At 37.2% G+C, this 17,512-nt stretch carries 19 protein-coding genes and 2 pseudogenes; 14 read left to right on the forward strand and 7 right to left on the reverse strand.

Annotation, left to right across the window (positions count from 1 at the left end):
* Positions 1-12 precede the first annotated feature (12 nt).
* From WA325_RS01210 to WA325_RS01220, 3 genes are read right to left on the reverse strand one after another with little or no spacing between them, the layout of a single operon-like run.
* On the reverse strand, positions 13-861 hold the full coding sequence (locus tag WA325_RS01210; RefSeq protein ID WP_105954317.1) for a carbohydrate ABC transporter permease: 849 nt from the start codon (positions 859-861) through the stop codon (positions 13-15).
* Positions 858-1,796, reverse strand: a complete 939-nt coding sequence (locus WA325_RS01215) for a carbohydrate ABC transporter permease (protein ID WP_105954318.1) — start codon at positions 1,794-1,796, stop codon at positions 858-860. The genes WA325_RS01210 and WA325_RS01215 overlap by 4 nt, the downstream gene beginning before the upstream one ends.
* 12 nt (positions 1,797-1,808) lie before the next feature.
* Positions 1,809-3,104, reverse strand: coding sequence for an ABC transporter substrate-binding protein (locus WA325_RS01220; protein WP_248336585.1), 1,296 nt, complete (start codon positions 3,102-3,104; stop codon positions 1,809-1,811).
* Positions 3,105-3,343: 239 nt separating this feature from the next.
* Between WA325_RS01220 and WA325_RS01225 the strand changes: the two genes are divergently transcribed.
* From WA325_RS01225 to WA325_RS01275, 11 genes and pseudogenes are all read left to right on the forward strand, one after another.
* Positions 3,344-4,318, forward strand: coding sequence for a LacI family DNA-binding transcriptional regulator (locus WA325_RS01225; protein ID WP_105954320.1), 975 nt, complete (start codon positions 3,344-3,346; stop codon positions 4,316-4,318).
* Positions 4,319-4,663: 345 nt separating this feature from the next.
* A complete protein-coding gene (locus WA325_RS01230; protein ID WP_181185689.1) occupies positions 4,664-5,236 on the forward strand; it encodes a TetR/AcrR family transcriptional regulator in 573 nt (190 codons plus the stop codon).
* A 95-nt stretch (positions 5,237-5,331) separates the two neighbouring features.
* Positions 5,332-5,856 (forward strand): OsmC family protein, encoded by a 525-nt coding sequence (locus WA325_RS01235; protein ID WP_022553777.1) that lies wholly within the window; start codon positions 5,332-5,334, stop codon positions 5,854-5,856.
* Positions 5,857-5,940: 84 nt separating this feature from the next.
* On the forward strand, positions 5,941-6,306 hold the full coding sequence (gcvH, locus tag WA325_RS01240) for a glycine cleavage system protein GcvH (RefSeq protein WP_105954323.1): 366 nt from the start codon (positions 5,941-5,943) through the stop codon (positions 6,304-6,306).
* Positions 6,307-6,331: 25 nt separating this feature from the next.
* The gene (locus tag WA325_RS01245) at positions 6,332-7,060 is read left to right on the forward strand and encodes a DsbA family oxidoreductase (protein WP_105954324.1); all 729 of its coding nucleotides are present in this window, start codon (positions 6,332-6,334) and stop codon (positions 7,058-7,060) included.
* A 136-nt stretch (positions 7,061-7,196) separates the two neighbouring features.
* The gene (locus WA325_RS01250; protein ID WP_105954325.1) at positions 7,197-7,532 is read left to right on the forward strand and encodes a thioredoxin family protein; all 336 of its coding nucleotides are present in this window, start codon (positions 7,197-7,199) and stop codon (positions 7,530-7,532) included.
* A 54-nt stretch (positions 7,533-7,586) separates the two neighbouring features.
* Positions 7,587-8,021: an OsmC family protein gene (locus tag WA325_RS01255; protein WP_105954326.1), complete on the forward strand. Its 435-nt coding sequence runs from the start codon at positions 7,587-7,589 to the stop codon at positions 8,019-8,021.
* A gap of 35 nt (positions 8,022-8,056) precedes the next feature.
* Positions 8,057-8,398 (forward strand): annotated as a pseudogene (locus WA325_RS01260) (thioredoxin family protein); the annotation flags it as partial.
* A gap of 43 nt (positions 8,399-8,441) precedes the next feature.
* Positions 8,442-9,377: a thioredoxin-disulfide reductase gene (trxB, locus tag WA325_RS01265; protein ID WP_105954327.1), complete on the forward strand. Its 936-nt coding sequence runs from the start codon at positions 8,442-8,444 to the stop codon at positions 9,375-9,377.
* Positions 9,378-9,824: 447 nt separating this feature from the next.
* Complete coding sequence (locus WA325_RS01270) at positions 9,825-10,166, forward strand: thioredoxin family protein (protein WP_277988455.1); 342 nt, start codon at positions 9,825-9,827, stop codon at positions 10,164-10,166.
* A gap of 224 nt (positions 10,167-10,390) precedes the next feature.
* Positions 10,391-11,455 (forward strand): NADH:flavin oxidoreductase, encoded by a 1,065-nt coding sequence (locus WA325_RS01275; RefSeq protein ID WP_202853759.1) that lies wholly within the window; start codon positions 10,391-10,393, stop codon positions 11,453-11,455.
* A 132-nt stretch (positions 11,456-11,587) separates the two neighbouring features.
* On the opposite strand, the gene WA325_RS01280 is transcribed toward WA325_RS01275, so the two are convergent.
* Positions 11,588-12,061, reverse strand: coding sequence for a MarR family winged helix-turn-helix transcriptional regulator (locus tag WA325_RS01280; RefSeq protein ID WP_105954330.1), 474 nt, complete (start codon positions 12,059-12,061; stop codon positions 11,588-11,590).
* A 215-nt stretch (positions 12,062-12,276) separates the two neighbouring features.
* Here WA325_RS01280 and WA325_RS01285 point away from each other — a divergent pair, with 215 nt between their 5' ends.
* Together WA325_RS01285 and WA325_RS01290 are read left to right on the forward strand one after the other, a co-directional pair.
* On the forward strand, positions 12,277-13,170 hold the full coding sequence (locus WA325_RS01285; RefSeq protein WP_248336571.1) for a DMT family transporter: 894 nt from the start codon (positions 12,277-12,279) through the stop codon (positions 13,168-13,170).
* 277 nt (positions 13,171-13,447) lie between these two features.
* Positions 13,448-14,737: a homocysteine synthase gene (locus tag WA325_RS01290; protein ID WP_336183088.1), complete on the forward strand. Its 1,290-nt coding sequence runs from the start codon at positions 13,448-13,450 to the stop codon at positions 14,735-14,737.
* A 321-nt stretch (positions 14,738-15,058) separates the two neighbouring features.
* On the opposite strand, the gene bglS is transcribed toward WA325_RS01290, so the two are convergent.
* Positions 15,059-15,790, reverse strand: coding sequence for a beta-glucanase (gene bglS / locus WA325_RS01295; protein WP_336183089.1), 732 nt, complete (start codon positions 15,788-15,790; stop codon positions 15,059-15,061).
* A 114-nt stretch (positions 15,791-15,904) separates the two neighbouring features.
* Here bglS and WA325_RS01300 point away from each other — a divergent pair.
* Positions 15,905-16,107, forward strand: a pseudogene (locus WA325_RS01300) (UV damage repair protein UvrX); the annotation flags it as partial.
* 40 nt (positions 16,108-16,147) lie between these two features.
* Here the strand turns inward: WA325_RS01300 and WA325_RS01305 are convergent.
* Both WA325_RS01305 and WA325_RS01310 read right to left on the reverse strand, forming a co-directional pair.
* Positions 16,148-16,327, reverse strand: coding sequence for a hypothetical protein (locus tag WA325_RS01305; protein WP_024121541.1), 180 nt, complete (start codon positions 16,325-16,327; stop codon positions 16,148-16,150).
* Positions 16,317-17,453, reverse strand: a complete 1,137-nt coding sequence (locus WA325_RS01310) for a response regulator aspartate phosphatase (protein WP_336183090.1) — start codon at positions 17,451-17,453, stop codon at positions 16,317-16,319. Before WA325_RS01310 ends, WA325_RS01305 begins: the two co-directional genes overlap by 11 nt.
* Between the last annotated feature and the right edge of the window lie 59 nt (positions 17,454-17,512).

Here is a 17,512-nt window from a genome sequence, read left to right on the forward strand (position 1 = left end):
CAACATTGATATCTACTTAATACCTGTTCCTGAACCGCTAAGACCTTCCAAAATGTAGCGCTGAGCCACAATATAAATCAAGATCAATGGGATGGTGGAAATCGTCAATACAGCCATAACTTGATTTGTGTAGACAGGCTCTGTGCTGTTGATAGCTGTAATCGCAACTTGAATCGGAAATTTCGACTTATCCGTCAAAACCATTAGCGGCCAAATATAATCATTCCAGCTGCCGATAAAGGCTAAGGTTCCGACAGTGGCGACAGCTGGTTTAGACATCGGTATCATAATCCGCCAGAAGATTTGCCATGTATTTGCCCCGTCAAGCTTGGCCGATTCAATCATTTCCTCCGGAATTGCCATGAAAAAGTTTCTGAACAAATAAATATTGAATGCCCCCGCTAATGCCGGCAAAATAACGGCAAGGCGTGTATCGACCAAACCGATTTTATGAATAATTGTAAACTGTGAGATTAAAATCGTTTCAAACGGTACAATTAAAAGCGCCAACAAAATGCCAAAGAGCATCTTTTTCCCTGAAAATTGCAGTTTGGCGAATGCAAACCCTGCCATTCCGTTAATCACAACAGATCCGGCTGCTACGCACACACCATAAAAAAGACTGTTACCAATATACATAAGCAAATCAAACCGAGTCAGCACTTCCCTATAGGACGAAAACCATTCTGCCAGATGAAGAGAGGGCAGAAACGCTTTGAAGCTGTTCATATTGTTATAAATTTCCGCTTCCGGTTTCATTGAAGATGCAATCATCCAAATGAGCGGAAAGATAAATAGAACGGCCAGCAAAACAAGACACGTATACTCCAGAATTGTCAAAGGCCCGAACTTACGTCTCAATGGTCTTCATCCTCCTTAACCAGCTTGCGTTGTGCGAGTGTCACCAATCCAATAATCGTTCCAAACAAGAGCGCGATCGAGCTTGCATATCCGACCATCCGATCGGTAAATCCAGTTTGATAAATATAATAGACAACCGTCATCGTTGAATTGACTGGTCCGCCCTGGGTCATAACCATGGGCTGAACAAGGAGTTTAAACGCGCTGATCAGCGTTGTGATAAAGATAAAAACAGATGTCGGTTTTAACAAAGGTAATGTAATGTAAATAAAACGCTGCCATTTATTCATGCCATCTAATTGCGCCGCCTCGTAGACATCCTCGGGAATGTTTTGCAAACCAGCTAAAAAAATGAGCATCTGAAACCCTGCTCCTTGCCAAGCGGAAACGACAACAATCGTAAAGATTGCTTGTTTAGGGCTCGTCAAGAAAGGCTGTGGTGATAGACCGAAGTGCGCCAAGACATTATTTATCATACCTTCATTCGGATTCAGCAAGTACATCCACAAGACGGAGATGACAACCAGTGACATGACGACAGGACTAAAGTATGCGACTTTGAAAAAAGCATTGGCTTTGCGCTTTTTATTCAATAGGAGGGCAAGCCCGAGTGCTGTTCCGATCTGTAGCGGTATCAAAAAGACGACAAATGTAATGGTGTTGCCCAAACTTTTTAAGAATATTGGATCCTGAAAAAGTTTGATGAAATTATCAAAGCCGATAAACTTACGCAAATCAGGCGTTAACAAATAGTAATCTGTAAATGCGTAGTACACAGCCATGATGGAAGGAATCACAAGAAACATTAATAAAATAAGCAAAGCAGGCCCTAAGAACATATATGCGACTGCGTTTTCCCGCCAGCGTATTTTATTCACTGTCTTTCTTTCTAATGGAAAGGCCGGCCTAGTCTCTTTCAATATGGTTTTATTCATGGCGCCCACCTGTTAGTTTGCCTTATCGATGGCAGATTGCATTTCTTTTACACGTGTATCTAGCACGTTTTGAATATCCTGGTTTTGATCATAAAAGCTAATGTCATCGATTGTTTGCTGAAATGCTCGAGTTACCTGCGGATATGCCGGTGTCACCGGACGTGCATGACCCGTTTCTTTCAGCTGCTGCATAAAGACATTCATTTCATCAGAAAATTCTTTTGTCAGCACTTTCTCTGATGAATAACGTACAGGCAGGGCGGCGATTGATCGGCTCAATTCGATATTGGAATCCTTATTAGTCATCCAATCTACTAATTTTGCTGCCCACTCTTTATTTTCAGACGCTTGTGTCATTGCGAACTGCCAGCTTCCTGAAGGCGAGACAAGCTTTTTGGTTTTTGGCGATACAGGATATGGCATCACTCCATAATCGACGTTGGAAAAGTTTGTTTTCATATCGGTTATTGTCCACACGCCGCTCATCTTCATCGGGTATTTCTCCGTTTCAAACGCTTGTTTGACAGGGGTACGTGTTGTATAGCCCTCTTTAAGCATCGTTTGGATAAACGTCATCGCTTCAACGGTGTTTTTTTTGTTAAAGACGCCATCCGCTTTCTTCCCGTTTTCTGAAAGAATATCCCCGCCAGCTGACCAAACAAACGGTAAGAGCGCATAAGTCAATATTTCGTCTTTTGACTGTAATTGCATATCGATGGCTGGTTTATCGTATTTATTTTTCAGCTTTTTGCAAAGATCAAGAAATTCTTTCCATGTCCAAGGATCTTTTACTGTTGGTAGCGTTTTCAAATCAACCCCGGCATCCTTAAGCATTTTTTTGTTATAGTAGATGCCGACCGACGATTCACTGACGCCGAGGGCATACAGTTTCCCTTGGTAGGTGCCTTGCTGCTTAATACTTGGCAATAAATCATCCTGGTCTTTAATAAACTCATCCAAAGGTGCAATAACGCCAGATTTCGCATAAGCCGCAGTATTTGGTCCGTCCAAAGTGATGACATCAGGCAGGGTGTTCGTTGTTAATGCCGCATTCACTTTGTCTTCATAACCTCCACCGTTTCCGCTTCGGGGAATGAATTCAATTTTCGCCTCGACATCTGAAGCGTACTTTTTATTAAAAGCATCCACCCGCTTTTGATAAACCTTTCCTTCCTCATTATCATCCGATACGTGCACCCACATTGTAACCGTTTTCTTTCCGCTGCTATTTGCGCTTTCGCTTTTGTTACAACCCCAGACTGCAAACATGAGCAACAGTGACAAACTTCCTAACATCAACCTTTTCATATTCGTTAATTTCCCTCCTTTTGCACAAAAATGTAAAAGCGCTTTCAAGAAGAATTGTATGTCAACCGGTTTCGTGTGTCAACCGGTTGACATAAATTTATGCATAATTCTAAATTTAAGAACAAACTTGTACATAGCAATATGATCTATGGAAAATCCTTGCACATGTCAGTCTGATTCTCTAAAATAAGTGCGTGACGAGAATTGTAAGCTATTTCAGTAAAGCAGGGGGAAAGGGAATGAAGCCTAGCATTCATGATGTTGCAAAAATAGCGGGAGTTTCATCTACAACCGTTTCGAGGGTATTAAATAATCGCGGCTATATTAGCGAAAAAACAAAAGATAAAGTTTACAAGGCGATGGAAGAAATCAATTACTTTCCAAATGATTTGGCCCGTTCTTTATTTCGAAAGCGCACCAATTTAATAGGGCTTATCATTCCAAACTCCAGCAATCCGTTTTTCGGCGAACTCGCCTTTTATATTGAAAGCATCTGCACGTCCATGGGCTATAAATTGTTGCTTTGCAACAGTTTAAATCGAATAGATAAAGAAGAAAAATATCTCGAAATGCTGATTAGAAATCAAGTGGATGGCGTCATCGCCGTTACTTACAACCGGGGAATACTCAATTATCACCAGCAAAATTTGCCGATTGTCGCAATTGACCATTACTTATCGGAAACAGTTCCTGTTGTCGGTTCAGATAACTATGACGGAGGCAAAAAGGCGGCAGAACTACTGATACAAAAGGACTGTCAGCACATCCTTCACATCAATGGGCCGATTGAACTCGAAACGCCTGCAAATCTGAGGAGAAAAGCATATGAAGATGTTATGCGTGAACACGGAAGACAGCCTATTACATATGAAGTGTCATTTCATGAAAACTACAGGAACATCATTTCAAAACTATTTGATGAACAGCCTGCAGTTGACGGAATTTTTGCCAGTGATGATATCATAGCTGCAGGAGTCATTACGGAAGCCAAAAAACGCGGAAAAGACATTCCAGGTCAATTAAAAGTGATTGGTTATGACGGAACAGAAACCATTCAGGCTATTCTGCCAGAATTGACTACGATCCAACAGCCGGTTGAATTAATCTCCAAAACGGCCATTGAGATTTTAGAAAAACAAATTGAAGGCGAATTTGATAATTTACCACTTGAAACGTATTTGCCCGTACAGCTTTTCGAAGGTAGAACAACTTAAAAATTGCTGGAGTAGGTACTCTATTGTGTAATCGAGCAATATCGTTTTTTCTGAATCAGGGAAGAGTGTCTGTTTCGAGCTCATTCAGAATCGTACACGATATGAAACGGGTAGGAATAGAATTTCTGCCGTTTATTATTTACATGGTGCTAGGAGCCGTTAAAACTGCTTCTATTTGTTCTGCTTTTATAATTTAAGGTATTTCTTAACTGTTCATTACATGAAAGTAATGTTCTGATGACTACACTAGATGATGGAAATATAAACCATTCCTAAATTTCTTGGCAAAACCTAATGGAATCATATAATATATAAACTAAACTTTGCGATTAAGGTGTGAGAAATTTGTCTAAAAAGCATGAAATAATATCAGCTGCAAGAGAAATTATTTATTCTAAGGGATATCAAGCAACCTCTATAAATGATATTCTTATGGCTGCAGAGATTGGAAAAGGCCAATTTTATCATTACTTCTCATCTAAATATGATTTAGGATTAGCAGTAGTGGAATCTATAGTCCATGAATGGCAAACAGAGTTAATATCAGATATTCTTCAGTCAGATAACACTCCAGTAAATAAGTTAAATATGATGCTGGACAGAACCCTTACTTTTCATACTGAAGTGAAGAATAAATCAGGTTGTCCTATAGGAAACTTAGCCATTGAAATGAGTGAGCATGATGAAACGTTTCGTGTAAAAATTCAACATTTATTTGAATGTTGGATAGGGGCTATAGAGATTACATTAAATGAAATGGTTGAGCAAGGTCTGTTAGATTCCTTTGATACTAAAAAAGATGCTCAAGCAATTGTAGCTATGATTGAAGGAGGAATTTTGCTAATGAAAAACCAACAAAGCGTCAACTTTTTAAGTGACATTATAGAAGTAATCCGAAAACAATTTAATCTAGAATAGTCAACTGTTTTTTTCTTGCAATATTGATTTTCTTATGTTAAGCTCTTTCTGTACCGACTGGTAGGTACAATTCTGTGCTGAAGGAGAGATAAACAATGGCGAAATTAAATGGTGTTGATATGAGTATTATTGAAGGTTTAGTGGAGCAATACAAAAAAAATCCTGCTGAAGGTACTGGAAGTTGGTCATCTTCTGTAAAATGGGATAACGGATTCCATGTTGAGGCAAAAGTAGGTGATCATGCTCCTATTCATGTTGATGAGCCAAAATGGTTAGCAGGTTCCAATAAAGGAGCAAACCCAGTGGAATATTTATTAAGCGCACTAGGTTCTTGCTTGTCAGTGGGGTTTATTGCAACTGCTAGTGGAATGGGAATCAAGATAAACTCATTAGAAGTAGAGGTTTCGGGACAACTAGATTTGAATGTCTTTTTAGGATTAAAAGAAGGAAATCCTGGTTTTGATGAAATAAATGCTCATTTTAATGTCGATAGTGATGCGGATGAACATCAGATTGAAGAACTTGTTGCACAGGCCATGAAACTTTCACCTGTAAAAAATACAATCCAAAGAAATGTTCATGTTCAGGCATCTTTAAGTCACAATAAGAAAAAAGAATAATTATAAGCGTATTTTTCAATAGTTACTGTACCGAACGGTAGGTACAGTAACTTGCTTATAACTGACTGAAGGAGTACAACAGATATGTATTATTCTAAAGAACATTTATGGGTAAAGGTTGATAACAGCATTGCTACCTTAGGAATTACTGATTATGCTCAATCAACGCTTGGAGAAATTGTATTTCTGGAATTCCCAGAAATGGGAACTTCAACAGTGAAAGATGCTAGCTTTGGGAGTATTGAATCAGTTAAAACTACATCTGAGCTTTTTTCTCCGATTAACGGACAGATTATAGAAGTGAATACAGAATTAGAAGATAGTCCAGAATTTGTAAATGAATCACCTTATGATAAAGGGTGGTTACTGAAAGTAAAAGCTTCTAACACAGAGGAGATAAAAGAACTTCTAAATGCGGAGGAATACGATAATTACGTAAGCCAAATTTAAATAATTTAATTAAAGGAGTGTTCATATGAAAATTGAAGTTTGGTCTGATGTAGCATGTCCCTTTTGTTATATAGGTAAACAAAATTTAGAAAAAGCATTGAAACAATCCCCTTTTAAAGATGAAGTTAAAGTTGAATATAAAAGCTTTGAATTAGATCCTAGTGCGCCAGTATATAACGGGCAAAGTTATTATGAAAAATTACTCCCTAAATTTGGGGATTCCGAACAAACAAAACAGTTCCTTGAAAACTTAACTCAAAGTGCAAAAAAGGTTGGATTAACATTTAATTTAGAAGGTTTGAAACCAACTAATACGTTTGATTCCCATCGCTTAACAAAATGGGCAAAAACAAAAGGAAAAGAAGCTGATATCTCGGAAACTCTGCTCTATGCACACTTTACTGATTCTAAGGATGTAGGTGATCATGAAACCCTTGCAGATTTAGCAGAAGCTTCTGGTTTAGATAGACAAGAGGCTCTGAAGGTCCTAAATGACAAGTCTCTTTATGCAGATGAGGTAAGATCAGATCAAATAGAAGCTAAGCGTTATGGTATCTCTGGAGTTCCCTTTTTAATTATAAATCAGAAATACGCCGTTTCTGGGGCACAACCAGCAGAGGCTTTCTTAGAGGCACTTAACAAGGTATGGGAAGAAGAAAATCCGTTACTGAAACTTAAGAATCTATCAGTGAATAGTGAGGATGACACACTTTGTACTGATGGAAGCTGCGGAATTCCTACAAGTAAAAAATAAGTGGGAGCAACAAATTTCTCTTAGATGAGTTTGTTTTTAAACTCTAACTTCTCTTCTAAAACTGATCTGATCTCTTTAGCAATGGCAATTTTAAGTTTAATCCTATTAAAGACTGGTATTAGGAGGGAGAGAACTAATGGTAGAAACAGTTGAATTAACATCTTTAGATTCAATAGATAACTTTATCCATCAAAATAAATTTAGTTTTTTGTATATCTCAAGGCCGGATTGTGGAGTATGCCATGCAGTCTTGCCTCAACTTAGAGAATTACTGGATAAATTTCCGCATATCAAATTAGGGTATATCAATGCTTACAACGTAGAGGAGATAGCCTCAAGGTTTTCAATTCTTACAGTTCTTGCACTCCTTTTATTCATTGAAGGAACTGAATATTTGAGAGAAGCACGCTTTGTTCATTTTGAACAATTAGAAAAAAGACTAGAAAGAGTAAGTAAAATATATACAACCTGATGTTTTAACAATGTTAAAAAAGTATGGCAATCAAAAACTAAAGGAGTGTTTAACATGTCTAATTTGAATGTAAAACTGAATGCTGTTTGGAAAGGAGGAGTAGAAGGAAATGGCACCATCAAATCTCAATATATTGATACACCCATTGCTATAGGAACAGAGTATGGAGGTAATGGGAAAGGAGCATCACCTAAAGAAATCCTTGTGTCATCAGTACAAGCTTGTTATGTAGCAACATTAGTGTCGATGGTTGAATCAAGAAAACTGCCAGTAGTGAGTATTGAGGTTGATTCTGAGATGGTTGCTTCTGACAGTAGTTTTGATATTATCCATTATCCTCGTGTTGTTTTATCTGCTGATGCAACAGAAAAAGAAGTACAGTCAATGCAAAGAGTGAATGAAGCAGCTGACAGAGCATGTATAGTAGGTAACATGGTCAAAAAAGCAGGCGTAGAAATAGAAGTCAAAGGTAAAGTGTCTACTCTTTAATCGATTCAATTAATTATTAAAAAAGCTTTTTACAACTCAGGAGGAAAAACAAAATGACTATAATCAAAGTAACAGATGGTAATTTAGAAAAGAACTTAAATACAGATAAAGTGGTTTTACTAAACTTTTCAGCATCTTGGTGTGGACCATGCCGGGTTTTTGCTGAGACATTAGAGGAGTTTGACAAAGAGTATGGTGATAAAGTACAAGTTGTTAAAGTTGATGTGGATGAGAATCCGGAGCTTGCTGCAGAATTTGGTGTAATGAGTATCCCTAATACACGCTTCTACTCTAATAATAAATTCGAAAAACCTTTTGCTGGTATTGTTGGTATTGCGCAATTAAAAGAAGAAGTTTCAAAAATTAAGTCCCTTTAATCAAATGTGCATTAATGGATTCTTTTAAAGGAGGAAGATCATATTGGAGGAAATGAAAATTTATGATGTCATCATAGTTGGGGCAGGTCCCGCGGGAATGACAGCAGCAGTTTACACTTCACGTGCTAATTTGAACACGTTGCTTATTGAACGTGGAATACTTGGTGGACAAATGGCTAATACGCAGGATGTAGAGAATTATCCTGGTTTTGATCATATTTTAGGTCCAGACCTCTCTAATAAAATGTTTGAGCATGCCAAAAAGTTTGGTGCTGTATATGAATATGGAGATATAAAAGAAATTATAGATGAAGGCCGTTTAAAAAAAGTAGTAACTACAAAGAAAGAATACTATGCAAAATCTGTTATTATCGCTACTGGGGCAGACCATAAAAAGCTTGGAGTTCCAGGGGAGAATGAGCTTGGTGGTCTAGGAGTTTCATATTGTGCCGTGTGTGATGGAGCCTTCTTTAAAGGACGTGAACTTGTTGTTGTGGGTGGAGGAGACTCAGCTGTAGAAGAAGCTGTGTATCTTACACGTTTCGCTTCAAAAGTCACCATTATTCACCGTCGAGATCAGTTGCGTGCGCAAAAAATACTCCAAGAAAGAGCATTTAGCAATGAAAAGATTGAATTCATTTGGAATAAAGAAGTTACAAGTATAAACGCAGGAAATGGAACAGTGAATACAGTAACGTTAAAAGATACAAAAACAGGGGAACAATCTCAATTCCCTGCAAATGGTGTATTTATTTACGTGGGGACACTTCCGTTAAATGGTGCATTCAAAAACTTAGACATAACCAATGAAGAAGGTTATGTAATGACGAATGAAGCAATGGCTACAAAGATTCCTGGTATTTATGCAGCTGGAGATATCCGTGAAAAAACCCTGCGCCAAATTGTCACAGCTACGGGTGATGGATCAATAGCAGCTCAAAGCGCCCAACATTATATTGAAAACCTTGAGAATTCATAGGAAACGACATTGATCTATTTTGGTAATATATCATCCCTAATTGTACCAACTGGTAGGTACAAAAAAGTTTAGTTGTTGATAGAAGGAGGTTACAGTAATTACACTAACAGAACTGTATTATTCCAAGGACCCTATTTGGGCAAAAGTTGAAGATCAAGTACGTTTAGGGACAACAGATTACTCAAACAACGATTTGATGAAATTGTATTCTTAGATCTTCCAGAGGAAGGGAATTCATTAACGATAAACAATAGCTGTGGTGATGTGGATTCAATACTCCGAACTTATCTCATCCTTAAATTCCAAAAGTAAACACAGAATTAGAGGATAGTCCTGTATATGTAAATGAATCCCCTTATGATTAAAGATGGATGCGAGAAGTTCAAATGGATAATATAAATGATATCCAACATCTTATATGTGCTAAAGAATACAAAGATTATGTATATGAAAAGAATGGAGGGAATCATGATGGGAAAATTACAATCAATGGATCAATTTGAGAAGTTTAAAAAAACAGAGCGCGTTGTCTTTATGTTTTCAGCGGACTGGTGCCCAGACTGTCGGGCGATCGAGCCAATTTTGCCGGACATTGAAGCAAATTATTCGGAATATCAGTTTATTTATGTAGACCGGGATGACTTTATTGATTTGTGCATCGAACTGAATGTATTTGGTATTCCAAGTTTTATCGCTTATCATAACGGAGAAAAAGCAGGGCGGTTTGTTAGCAAAGCTCGGAAAACACAAGAAGAAATCGAAACATTTCTTAATAGCTTGTCCGCTTAATCTGCTAACATAAAATTGTACCAAACGGTAGGTACGGACGAAAGGAATTAGAGGGAAGAATTATTAGTCAAGACGATGTTAAACAAGTTAAAAAACATAGAGATTCCAAAGAAGAAGTTGCTGAATCAATTATGGTAGCAACTGCCTTGAAAGTCGGATCTGCTCTTGATCATGGAGTTAATGAATAATGAATAAGTCTTAAAGTATAAAACTTGGAGGTTTTTATGAATAATTTTCAGTCAGTTGAAGCTCTTTTTAAACCATTCGAAATGGGAAATCTGAAACTATCTAATCGTATTTTGATGGCACCTATGACGCGAAACTTTTCTCCAAATGGAGTACCAGGGGAGGATGTCGCTGCGTATTATCGTCGTAGAGCTGAAAATGGTGTTGGACTTATTGTGACAGAGGGTACGTTTATCAACCATCCTGATGTTGCATCCGAGGTGCCAGCATGGCAGGAGGACGTACCACACTTATACGGAGAAGAGGCGCTAAACGGTTGGTCAAAAGTAGTTGATGGGGTACACAAGGCCGGTGGGAAAATTTTCTCTCAATTGTGGCACATGGGTGCCCGAGGCAACGCTAATGATTACTCAAAACAAGAAATTTTGGAATTAGTTGAAGCTTTTGCACAGGCAGCAGCCAATGCTAAAAAGGTTGGTTTTGATGGCATTGAGATTATGGCAGCCCATGGATTTTTAATTGATCAGTTCTTTTGGGAAAAAACAAACACACGTACCGATGAATACGGTGGAGACATAGTTAAGCGCACACGCTTTGCGAGTGAGATCATCGCAGCTTGTCGACGTGTTGTTGGACCAGATTTTCCAATCTCGTTGCGAATCTCACAGTGGAAATATGATTTCTATACAGCAAAATTAGTAGAAACTCCAGAAGAACTAAAACGTTTCTTAACGCCATTAGTTGATGCAGGCGTCGACATCTTTCATGCATCTATTCGTCGCTTTTGGGAACCTGCATTTGAAGGATCTGAACTGAATCTATCAGGATGGATTAAAAAATTGACAGGAAAACCAACAATTACAGTTGGCTCTGTCGGTCTTGATGGCGCTGATTTCGTGGATTTCTTCGCTACTGGAGAAGAGGCCAATGGCAAAGCCAACAAAATGGGCAATTTGATCGAGAGATTAGAACGTGAAGAATTTGATTTGATAGCTGTGGGGCGCGCATTATTGGCTGACCCTGACTGGGTAAACAAAATCCGAGATGGACGAACAGAAGAATTAATTCCGTTTACGCGTGAGGCAATTGAAACATTATATTAAACAGCTTAAAAATAATAAAGAACCCATTTTGATTGATTTTTTTCAAAATGGGTTCTTTTAGTTATTTTCAGATAAAGATCCCATAACACTATTATTTATATTTTAGTGAATGATCTTTTAAGGTATATGAAATTAACGGAAACTTTTTCGAGTTGAGTCTTTCATATGGTCGTTTACTACAGAAGCAATTTTCATGAAGTTTATAAAATCTTCTGTTGAAAATTGATTCAGTCTACTCAATATTTTTCCATATTCTTTTCGATCAAGTTCTTTGTGATACTTATAAGCTTGTTTCCCTTTTTCCGACAACTCTATGATAACTTCTCGGCTATTGGTTGGATTTTTATATTTTATAACCAACCCTTTTTTTAATAATTTATCCACCATTTGAGAAATGGCACCTTTTGTTTTATTGGTAAGCTTCACAAGGTGCGAAGGACTAACTTTCACATTTTCTCCAATTAAATCAATGGTATGTGCTTCAACCATATATAGTTCATCTTCTGTTCCATATTTTCGAGGTATGTTTTCGTATGCGCTCGTGTTACGAGAGAGTTCATAAATAGATTCTAGTAGCTCATTAAAAATTTCTTCTCTTGTCTTCATACATTTCACCTGGTATCACTTTAGTTATTTATTCCTCAGTATAGCATACCTATTTACTCTTAATTGAACATGAACAACATAGCCTATATTTAACCTTTGAAGGTAAGCCAGATTTAAGACCCCATACTCAAATTGACTCCTAACAGTTTAGGTGCTAAACTGTTAGGAGTCAATTTGAGATTTAATTACTCATTTAGAAAGGATATGGTAAAGATATGTCTTTCAAACAATTTAGCATCTTACTATTGCTGGCTAGCCTTTTTGGTGCATCATTTTTATTCATCAAAATAGCTTCACCTTCATTAGGCCCTTTATTTCTTATTGAAAGCCGTGTAGGAATTGCAGCTATCTCTCTTTTTATTTTTGCACGATTACTAAAACAAAAAATAGAAATCAAGTACAAATGGAAAGAGTTAATGATTCTGGGTGCCATTAATGCAGCCATTCCATTCGTTTTAATTGCTTACGCTGAGTTAAACATTTCCGCGTCACTTGCTGCTATTATTAATTCTACAACGCCCTTGTTTTCCGTAATCATATCTATTTTATGGCTTAAAGAAGGTAAAAATATGCGTACTTTCCTTGGTATTATTATGGGGTGCATAGGAGTAGGAATCCTGGTTGGTTGGAGTCCTATTCAACTAAATGTAAAGGTTATATTATCAATAGTAGCTATTTCTTTAGCAGCTTTATTCTATGGAATAGGAGGAGTATATAGTAAAAGAGCTTTTCAAGATATGAAATCTTTTGATTTAGCTATTGGACAGCAATTAGGAGCAAGTATTGTTTTACTGCCTTTTGCACTCCTTGATATGCCTAACAAGTTACCAAGTATAGGTGTGACTATTTCAGTTTTAGGATTAGCCATATTTTCTACAAGCGTTGCTTATCTTCTCTATTTTTATCTGATAAAAAATATAGGGCCAACTAAAACCGTTAGTGTAACCCTATTGGTACCCATATTTGGTATAATATGGGGTGTTTTATTTTTAGATGAACGAACTACCTTGAGTACTTATATAGGCTTATCGGTAGTATTAATGAGTATACTCTTAGTGTCTAATACAAAGCAGAAAGCATCAAATATACCCGAACAATTAGTTAAATAGAGAAACTCTTCTTAATTTAATGGGTTGCTAGATCCCTAACTGATAGAAGGGTGAATAATTTGCTGTTGACTCTTTAGTTACTCTATTCTTCATAATGAGAAAGAAAATCTGAAATCAATATTTATAAATTGTTTATTTTAACCAGATAAATTAACATAAGTTTAAAAGAAAGAGCCATTAAACCATTTCAAAGCAAAATGGATAGTAGAGAAGTAAACTCTGTGATATCATTACGCAATATTCAGAATATAAAGACGAGTGAAACGAGGGTATAATGATGGAGAAAAAGCATTCATTAGGGTTTGAAACAATTGCTCTTCATGGAGGACAAGTACCTGACCCCACTACAAATTCTAGAGCAGTCCCTATTTATCAAACAAGCTCATATATCTTTAACGACACAGATCATGCTGCAGATTTGTTTTCTTTAAAAGAACCAGGAAATATTTATACATGTATCATGAATCCTACTCATGATGTTTTTGAGCAACGTGTTGCCCTAATGGAAGGCGGCGTAGGGGCATTAGCAACTTCATCGGGACAGTCAGCTATTACATATTCTATTTTGAATATTGCAGAAGCAGGAGATGAAATTATCGCTTCCAGCAGCCTGTATGGGGGAACCTATGCTTTATTTGCTCATACTTTGCCAAAGCTTGGAATCAAATTTCACTTTGTTGATGTAGACGATCCAGCTCAATTTCAAGAAAAAATGAATGATAAAACAAAGGCTGTGTTTATAGAAACGATTGGAAATCCTCGAATTAATATTGCGGATATTCAAGCAATTGCCGATATTGCACATGCAAATAATGTTCCGCTTATCGTTGATAATACATTTGCCTCCCCATATTTATGCAGGCCAATTGAGTATGGCGCAGATATTGTGGTTCATTCAGCTACCAAATTTATTGGCGGCCATGGAACCTCTATCGGCGGTGTTATCGTAGATTCTGGAAAATTCAATTGGGCTAACGGAAAATTTTCAGGTTTGTCAGAACCAGATCTAAGTTATCATGGGCTAATTTATACAGATGCACTGGGACCGCTAGCTTATATTACAAAAGCACGCGTTACGTTGCTTAGAGACATTGGGGCTTCCGCTTCGCCATTCAATACATTTATGTTTCTTCAGGGATTAGAAACTCTTCCTCTACGGATGGAGCGCCATATAGAAAATGCCCTTAAGGTTGCACAATTTTTAGAAAAACATCCCTATGTCTCTTGGGTTAATTATCCAGGCCTTGCATCAAACCCTTATCACGAACTTGCTCAAAAGTATTTGCCAAAAGGAGCAGGATCCATTTTCACATTTGGTATTAAAGGCGGTGTGGAAGAAGGGAAGAAATTTATTAACAGCGTGAAGATTTTCAGTCATTTGGCGAATGTTGGCGATGCGAAATCACTGGTTATTCATCCTGCCAGCACGACCCATCAACAGCTGGATGAAGTAAGTCAGGTAAAAGCCGGTGTTACTCCGGATATGATTCGTCTTTCTATTGGTATTGAAACGATTGATGATATTCTTTACGATTTAGACAACGCTCTCCAAGCCAGTCAGCAATAACATTACCTGCAGCTCATCGTAAAATAAATTTAAAAAACGCCATTCTATCCTTACAAACCGATAGTGACGTTTTAAATAGAAGAAACAACGGGTTTTTGAGAATTATTATGGTGTTATCATGTAACAGCTAGCATATTGAAGATCTCCATTTTACGTATCATTGATCAATTCTTGATTTTCAGTTATTAGAAGGCAGGAATATGTTCGTGGCTAATTCAGATGGTTATATTCGACTGAATCTGGCATGTCCGAGATCAACTTCTCATTACAATCATAAGAGCCTGGCTATATTGAGACTGCAGGCTCTTATCACATATGGTATTATTTTTTTGTATAACGCACCCAGTCGTAATGAGCGTATAGCGGTGTTACACCATTGTAGGAACCGAGCCATTCATCTACACCCGTACCATTCCACAAGTTCATCATGATCTTTCCTGGTGTTGTCGGAATTTGGCTTGTCGCAGTATGTTTTAATTGCCCATCGACATACCATTTAATAGAGTTTGGCTGCCAATCGAACGCATACGTATGATTGGCATTGGCTGCATCAAATCCGAGATCCACAATCTTCTCATGGTTTCCTACACCATTTGTATAATAGTTAAATTGAACCTTTGTTGTGTCTTTTCCTAAAAATTCGATATCAATCTCATCCCAAGGAGTTCCATCCGTTGGACCTGTGTAGGTGAAGAACGATGAAACGATCCCTGCGTTTTTAGCTGGTTTCATTCTGACTTCATAAAATCCATAGCCATATGTTTGAACAGAGCGGTTTTCCCCGCAGTCAAACTTGTTATAAGATGGACTTGTTAGCGCCAAACGCATTTCACCTAATGACGTCACTGATACGTTATTTGCACGCCAAGTGCAGTTGAACATATTTCCATTCGAATAACCATTTGCTTTTTGCCATAATCCGGAGTTATAGCTGTTAAAAGGGTCAAAAAACGATCCGCCGGTTTGAGCCGAGGCAGTAGAAGTGACTGCAGGCAAACTCATAAACAATCCAGTGACAAAAAGCAACAACACTCGTTTCATACGATTAGACATGTTGGTATCCCCTTTCCTTGAAAGCGTTTTCTTTATCGATCATACATGATTCTTTTAAAAGGGAACATCAGTCAAAATAATGATAATAACAATTTTCTTACTAGAATCATGTAAGTAAGAAGTATCTCGGTTATTCTGTCTAATATTGAAGATAACTCTAATCAGCAAATAAGCCTATTTGAAAGAAGGAAGCTTGGGTCTGTAATGGATGGGAAAGAAACAAATACGAATCGAAAGCGATCCTGAGAGCAGTTTCTTATACACCTGCAGGAACTGCGCTTCAGAAAGCAGGTCTAACTGGTGGACATAAATCGTAAAAATAACCCCTTCAAAATTTGAAGGGGGAATGATACATATTTAAGAAGTATGACCTCTACTAGCAACTTCAAATGAATGTCCATCAGTGAAATAACCAATACTTGCTGTATGCCCTCTACGTGCTTCTTGGACATCTTTTTGAGTATTAGTTAAATAAATGCTGACAAATCCAATTAAAACAATGGCTAAAATAAAGACAGATGCATGCTTAAGTTTCATAAAGACAATCCCCTCTCTGAATTTGTTTACGGGCATAAAGCACTTTCTCATAAAAAACATTAGCTACTTTATGGTCTTCTTTTTCATTATAATACTTCGCTGCATCTGAGGCTAAATCCTCCACGTCTGAAAGCATTGATTTCGATTCTAAATAATTTAGAATCGAATTTAATTTTTCTTTGTCGTCATCAACATATAAGGCATTAATGAATTCAAACATTTTAGCCATAATTTCATCATTTAAATTCTTGGACAAAGACAGACCATGTGCACACCAAGAAATTGCTTCTGATTGATTTCTCATTTTAAATGTGGTTTTTGATAACATTAACAAGATATCTAATAAACGATTTGAATGCTCATACCCATTGTTTTGGTATACTAGAATACCTTCTTTAAAGTACTCAGCTGCCTTTTCATAAGCTTCCTCAGCAAATGAACATAAGCCAAGATTATATAGAGAAGAACCGATTAAACGTGGCATGTCGATTTCTCTCGCATTGTCTAGAGCTTCTTTAAAATGAGGGATCGCTTTTTCAGGATATTCCATATCTAAATAGTTAAGTCCAATAACAAACGAACATTGAATAACCCTTACAGTATAAGTTTCATGTGCTTTATAACTTTCTATTGCTTGAACAATATGATGCATCGACATATGTGTCTGCTTCATATGATAATAAATCTCTGCAACTTTGTAGTGGAATTCTGCTCGTTCTATCTCATCTGCGACAAGTGATAGCTTTTTCTCGGCTTGCTTATAGAAGCTTATGGCATTAAGATATTCGTACTGTTCAAATTCATACATACCCCGGAAAAAGTTAAAATAATATTCAAGAATTCCTTTCAAATCAGTTTGGTTACTTTCGACCTTTTCTAATAAGTCTGAAATTTTAAAGCGTTCTTTGTTCATTGTTTTGGGTTCAAGGTAATCCAGCATCAGCTGATGGCGAAAACACATGAGAGAATAGTACAACAATAAATCTTGATCTTCTTTCATATGCCTTATTTCTTCCTCGACCTCAGCTTTCAATATTTCCGAATCTGGGACACTAAACAATCTTATGTATTTATACCACTCATTTATTTTCACTCCGACTTTAGAAGAAGAGATCATTTGCTCCAAGACAAGCCCTCCTATATTAAATATGTAATATTTTATCATATTTAAATGAATAAGGAAGA

Origin of the sequence: Bacillus sp. 205(2023) (assembly GCF_037027485.1) — a bacterium.
Taxonomy (GTDB): domain Bacteria; phylum Bacillota; class Bacilli; order Bacillales; family Bacillaceae; genus Bacillus; species Bacillus halotolerans.

Coding starts and splice junctions, on each gene's coding strand:
- WA325_RS01285 (WP_248336571.1), top strand. CDS start 12,277: ATGTCTTTCAAACAATTTAGCATCTTACTATTGCTGGCTAGCCTTTTT.
- WA325_RS01270 (WP_277988455.1), top strand. CDS start 9,825: ATGAAAAGAATGGAGGGAATCATGATGGGAAAATTACAATCAATGGAT.
- WA325_RS01275 (WP_202853759.1), top strand. CDS start 10,391: ATGAATAATTTTCAGTCAGTTGAAGCTCTTTTTAAACCATTCGAAATG.
- gcvH (WP_105954323.1), top strand. CDS start 5,941: ATGTATTATTCTAAAGAACATTTATGGGTAAAGGTTGATAACAGCATT.
- WA325_RS01255 (WP_105954326.1), top strand. CDS start 7,587: ATGTCTAATTTGAATGTAAAACTGAATGCTGTTTGGAAAGGAGGAGTA.
- WA325_RS01225 (WP_105954320.1), top strand. CDS start 3,344: ATGAAGCCTAGCATTCATGATGTTGCAAAAATAGCGGGAGTTTCATCT.
- WA325_RS01250 (WP_105954325.1), top strand. CDS start 7,197: ATGGTAGAAACAGTTGAATTAACATCTTTAGATTCAATAGATAACTTT.
- WA325_RS01220 (WP_248336585.1), bottom strand. CDS start 3,104: ATGAAAAGGTTGATGTTAGGAAGTTTGTCACTGTTGCTCATGTTTGCA.
- WA325_RS01245 (WP_105954324.1), top strand. CDS start 6,332: ATGAAAATTGAAGTTTGGTCTGATGTAGCATGTCCCTTTTGTTATATA.
- WA325_RS01280 (WP_105954330.1), bottom strand. CDS start 12,061: ATGAAGACAAGAGAAGAAATTTTTAATGAGCTACTAGAATCTATTTAT.
- WA325_RS01215 (WP_105954318.1), bottom strand. CDS start 1,796: ATGAATAAAACCATATTGAAAGAGACTAGGCCGGCCTTTCCATTAGAA.
- WA325_RS01305 (WP_024121541.1), bottom strand. CDS start 16,327: ATGAAACTTAAGCATGCATCTGTCTTTATTTTAGCCATTGTTTTAATT.
- bglS (WP_336183089.1), bottom strand. CDS start 15,790: ATGTCTAATCGTATGAAACGAGTGTTGTTGCTTTTTGTCACTGGATTG.
- WA325_RS01235 (WP_022553777.1), top strand. CDS start 5,332: ATGGCGAAATTAAATGGTGTTGATATGAGTATTATTGAAGGTTTAGTG.
- WA325_RS01290 (WP_336183088.1), top strand. CDS start 13,448: ATGGAGAAAAAGCATTCATTAGGGTTTGAAACAATTGCTCTTCATGGA.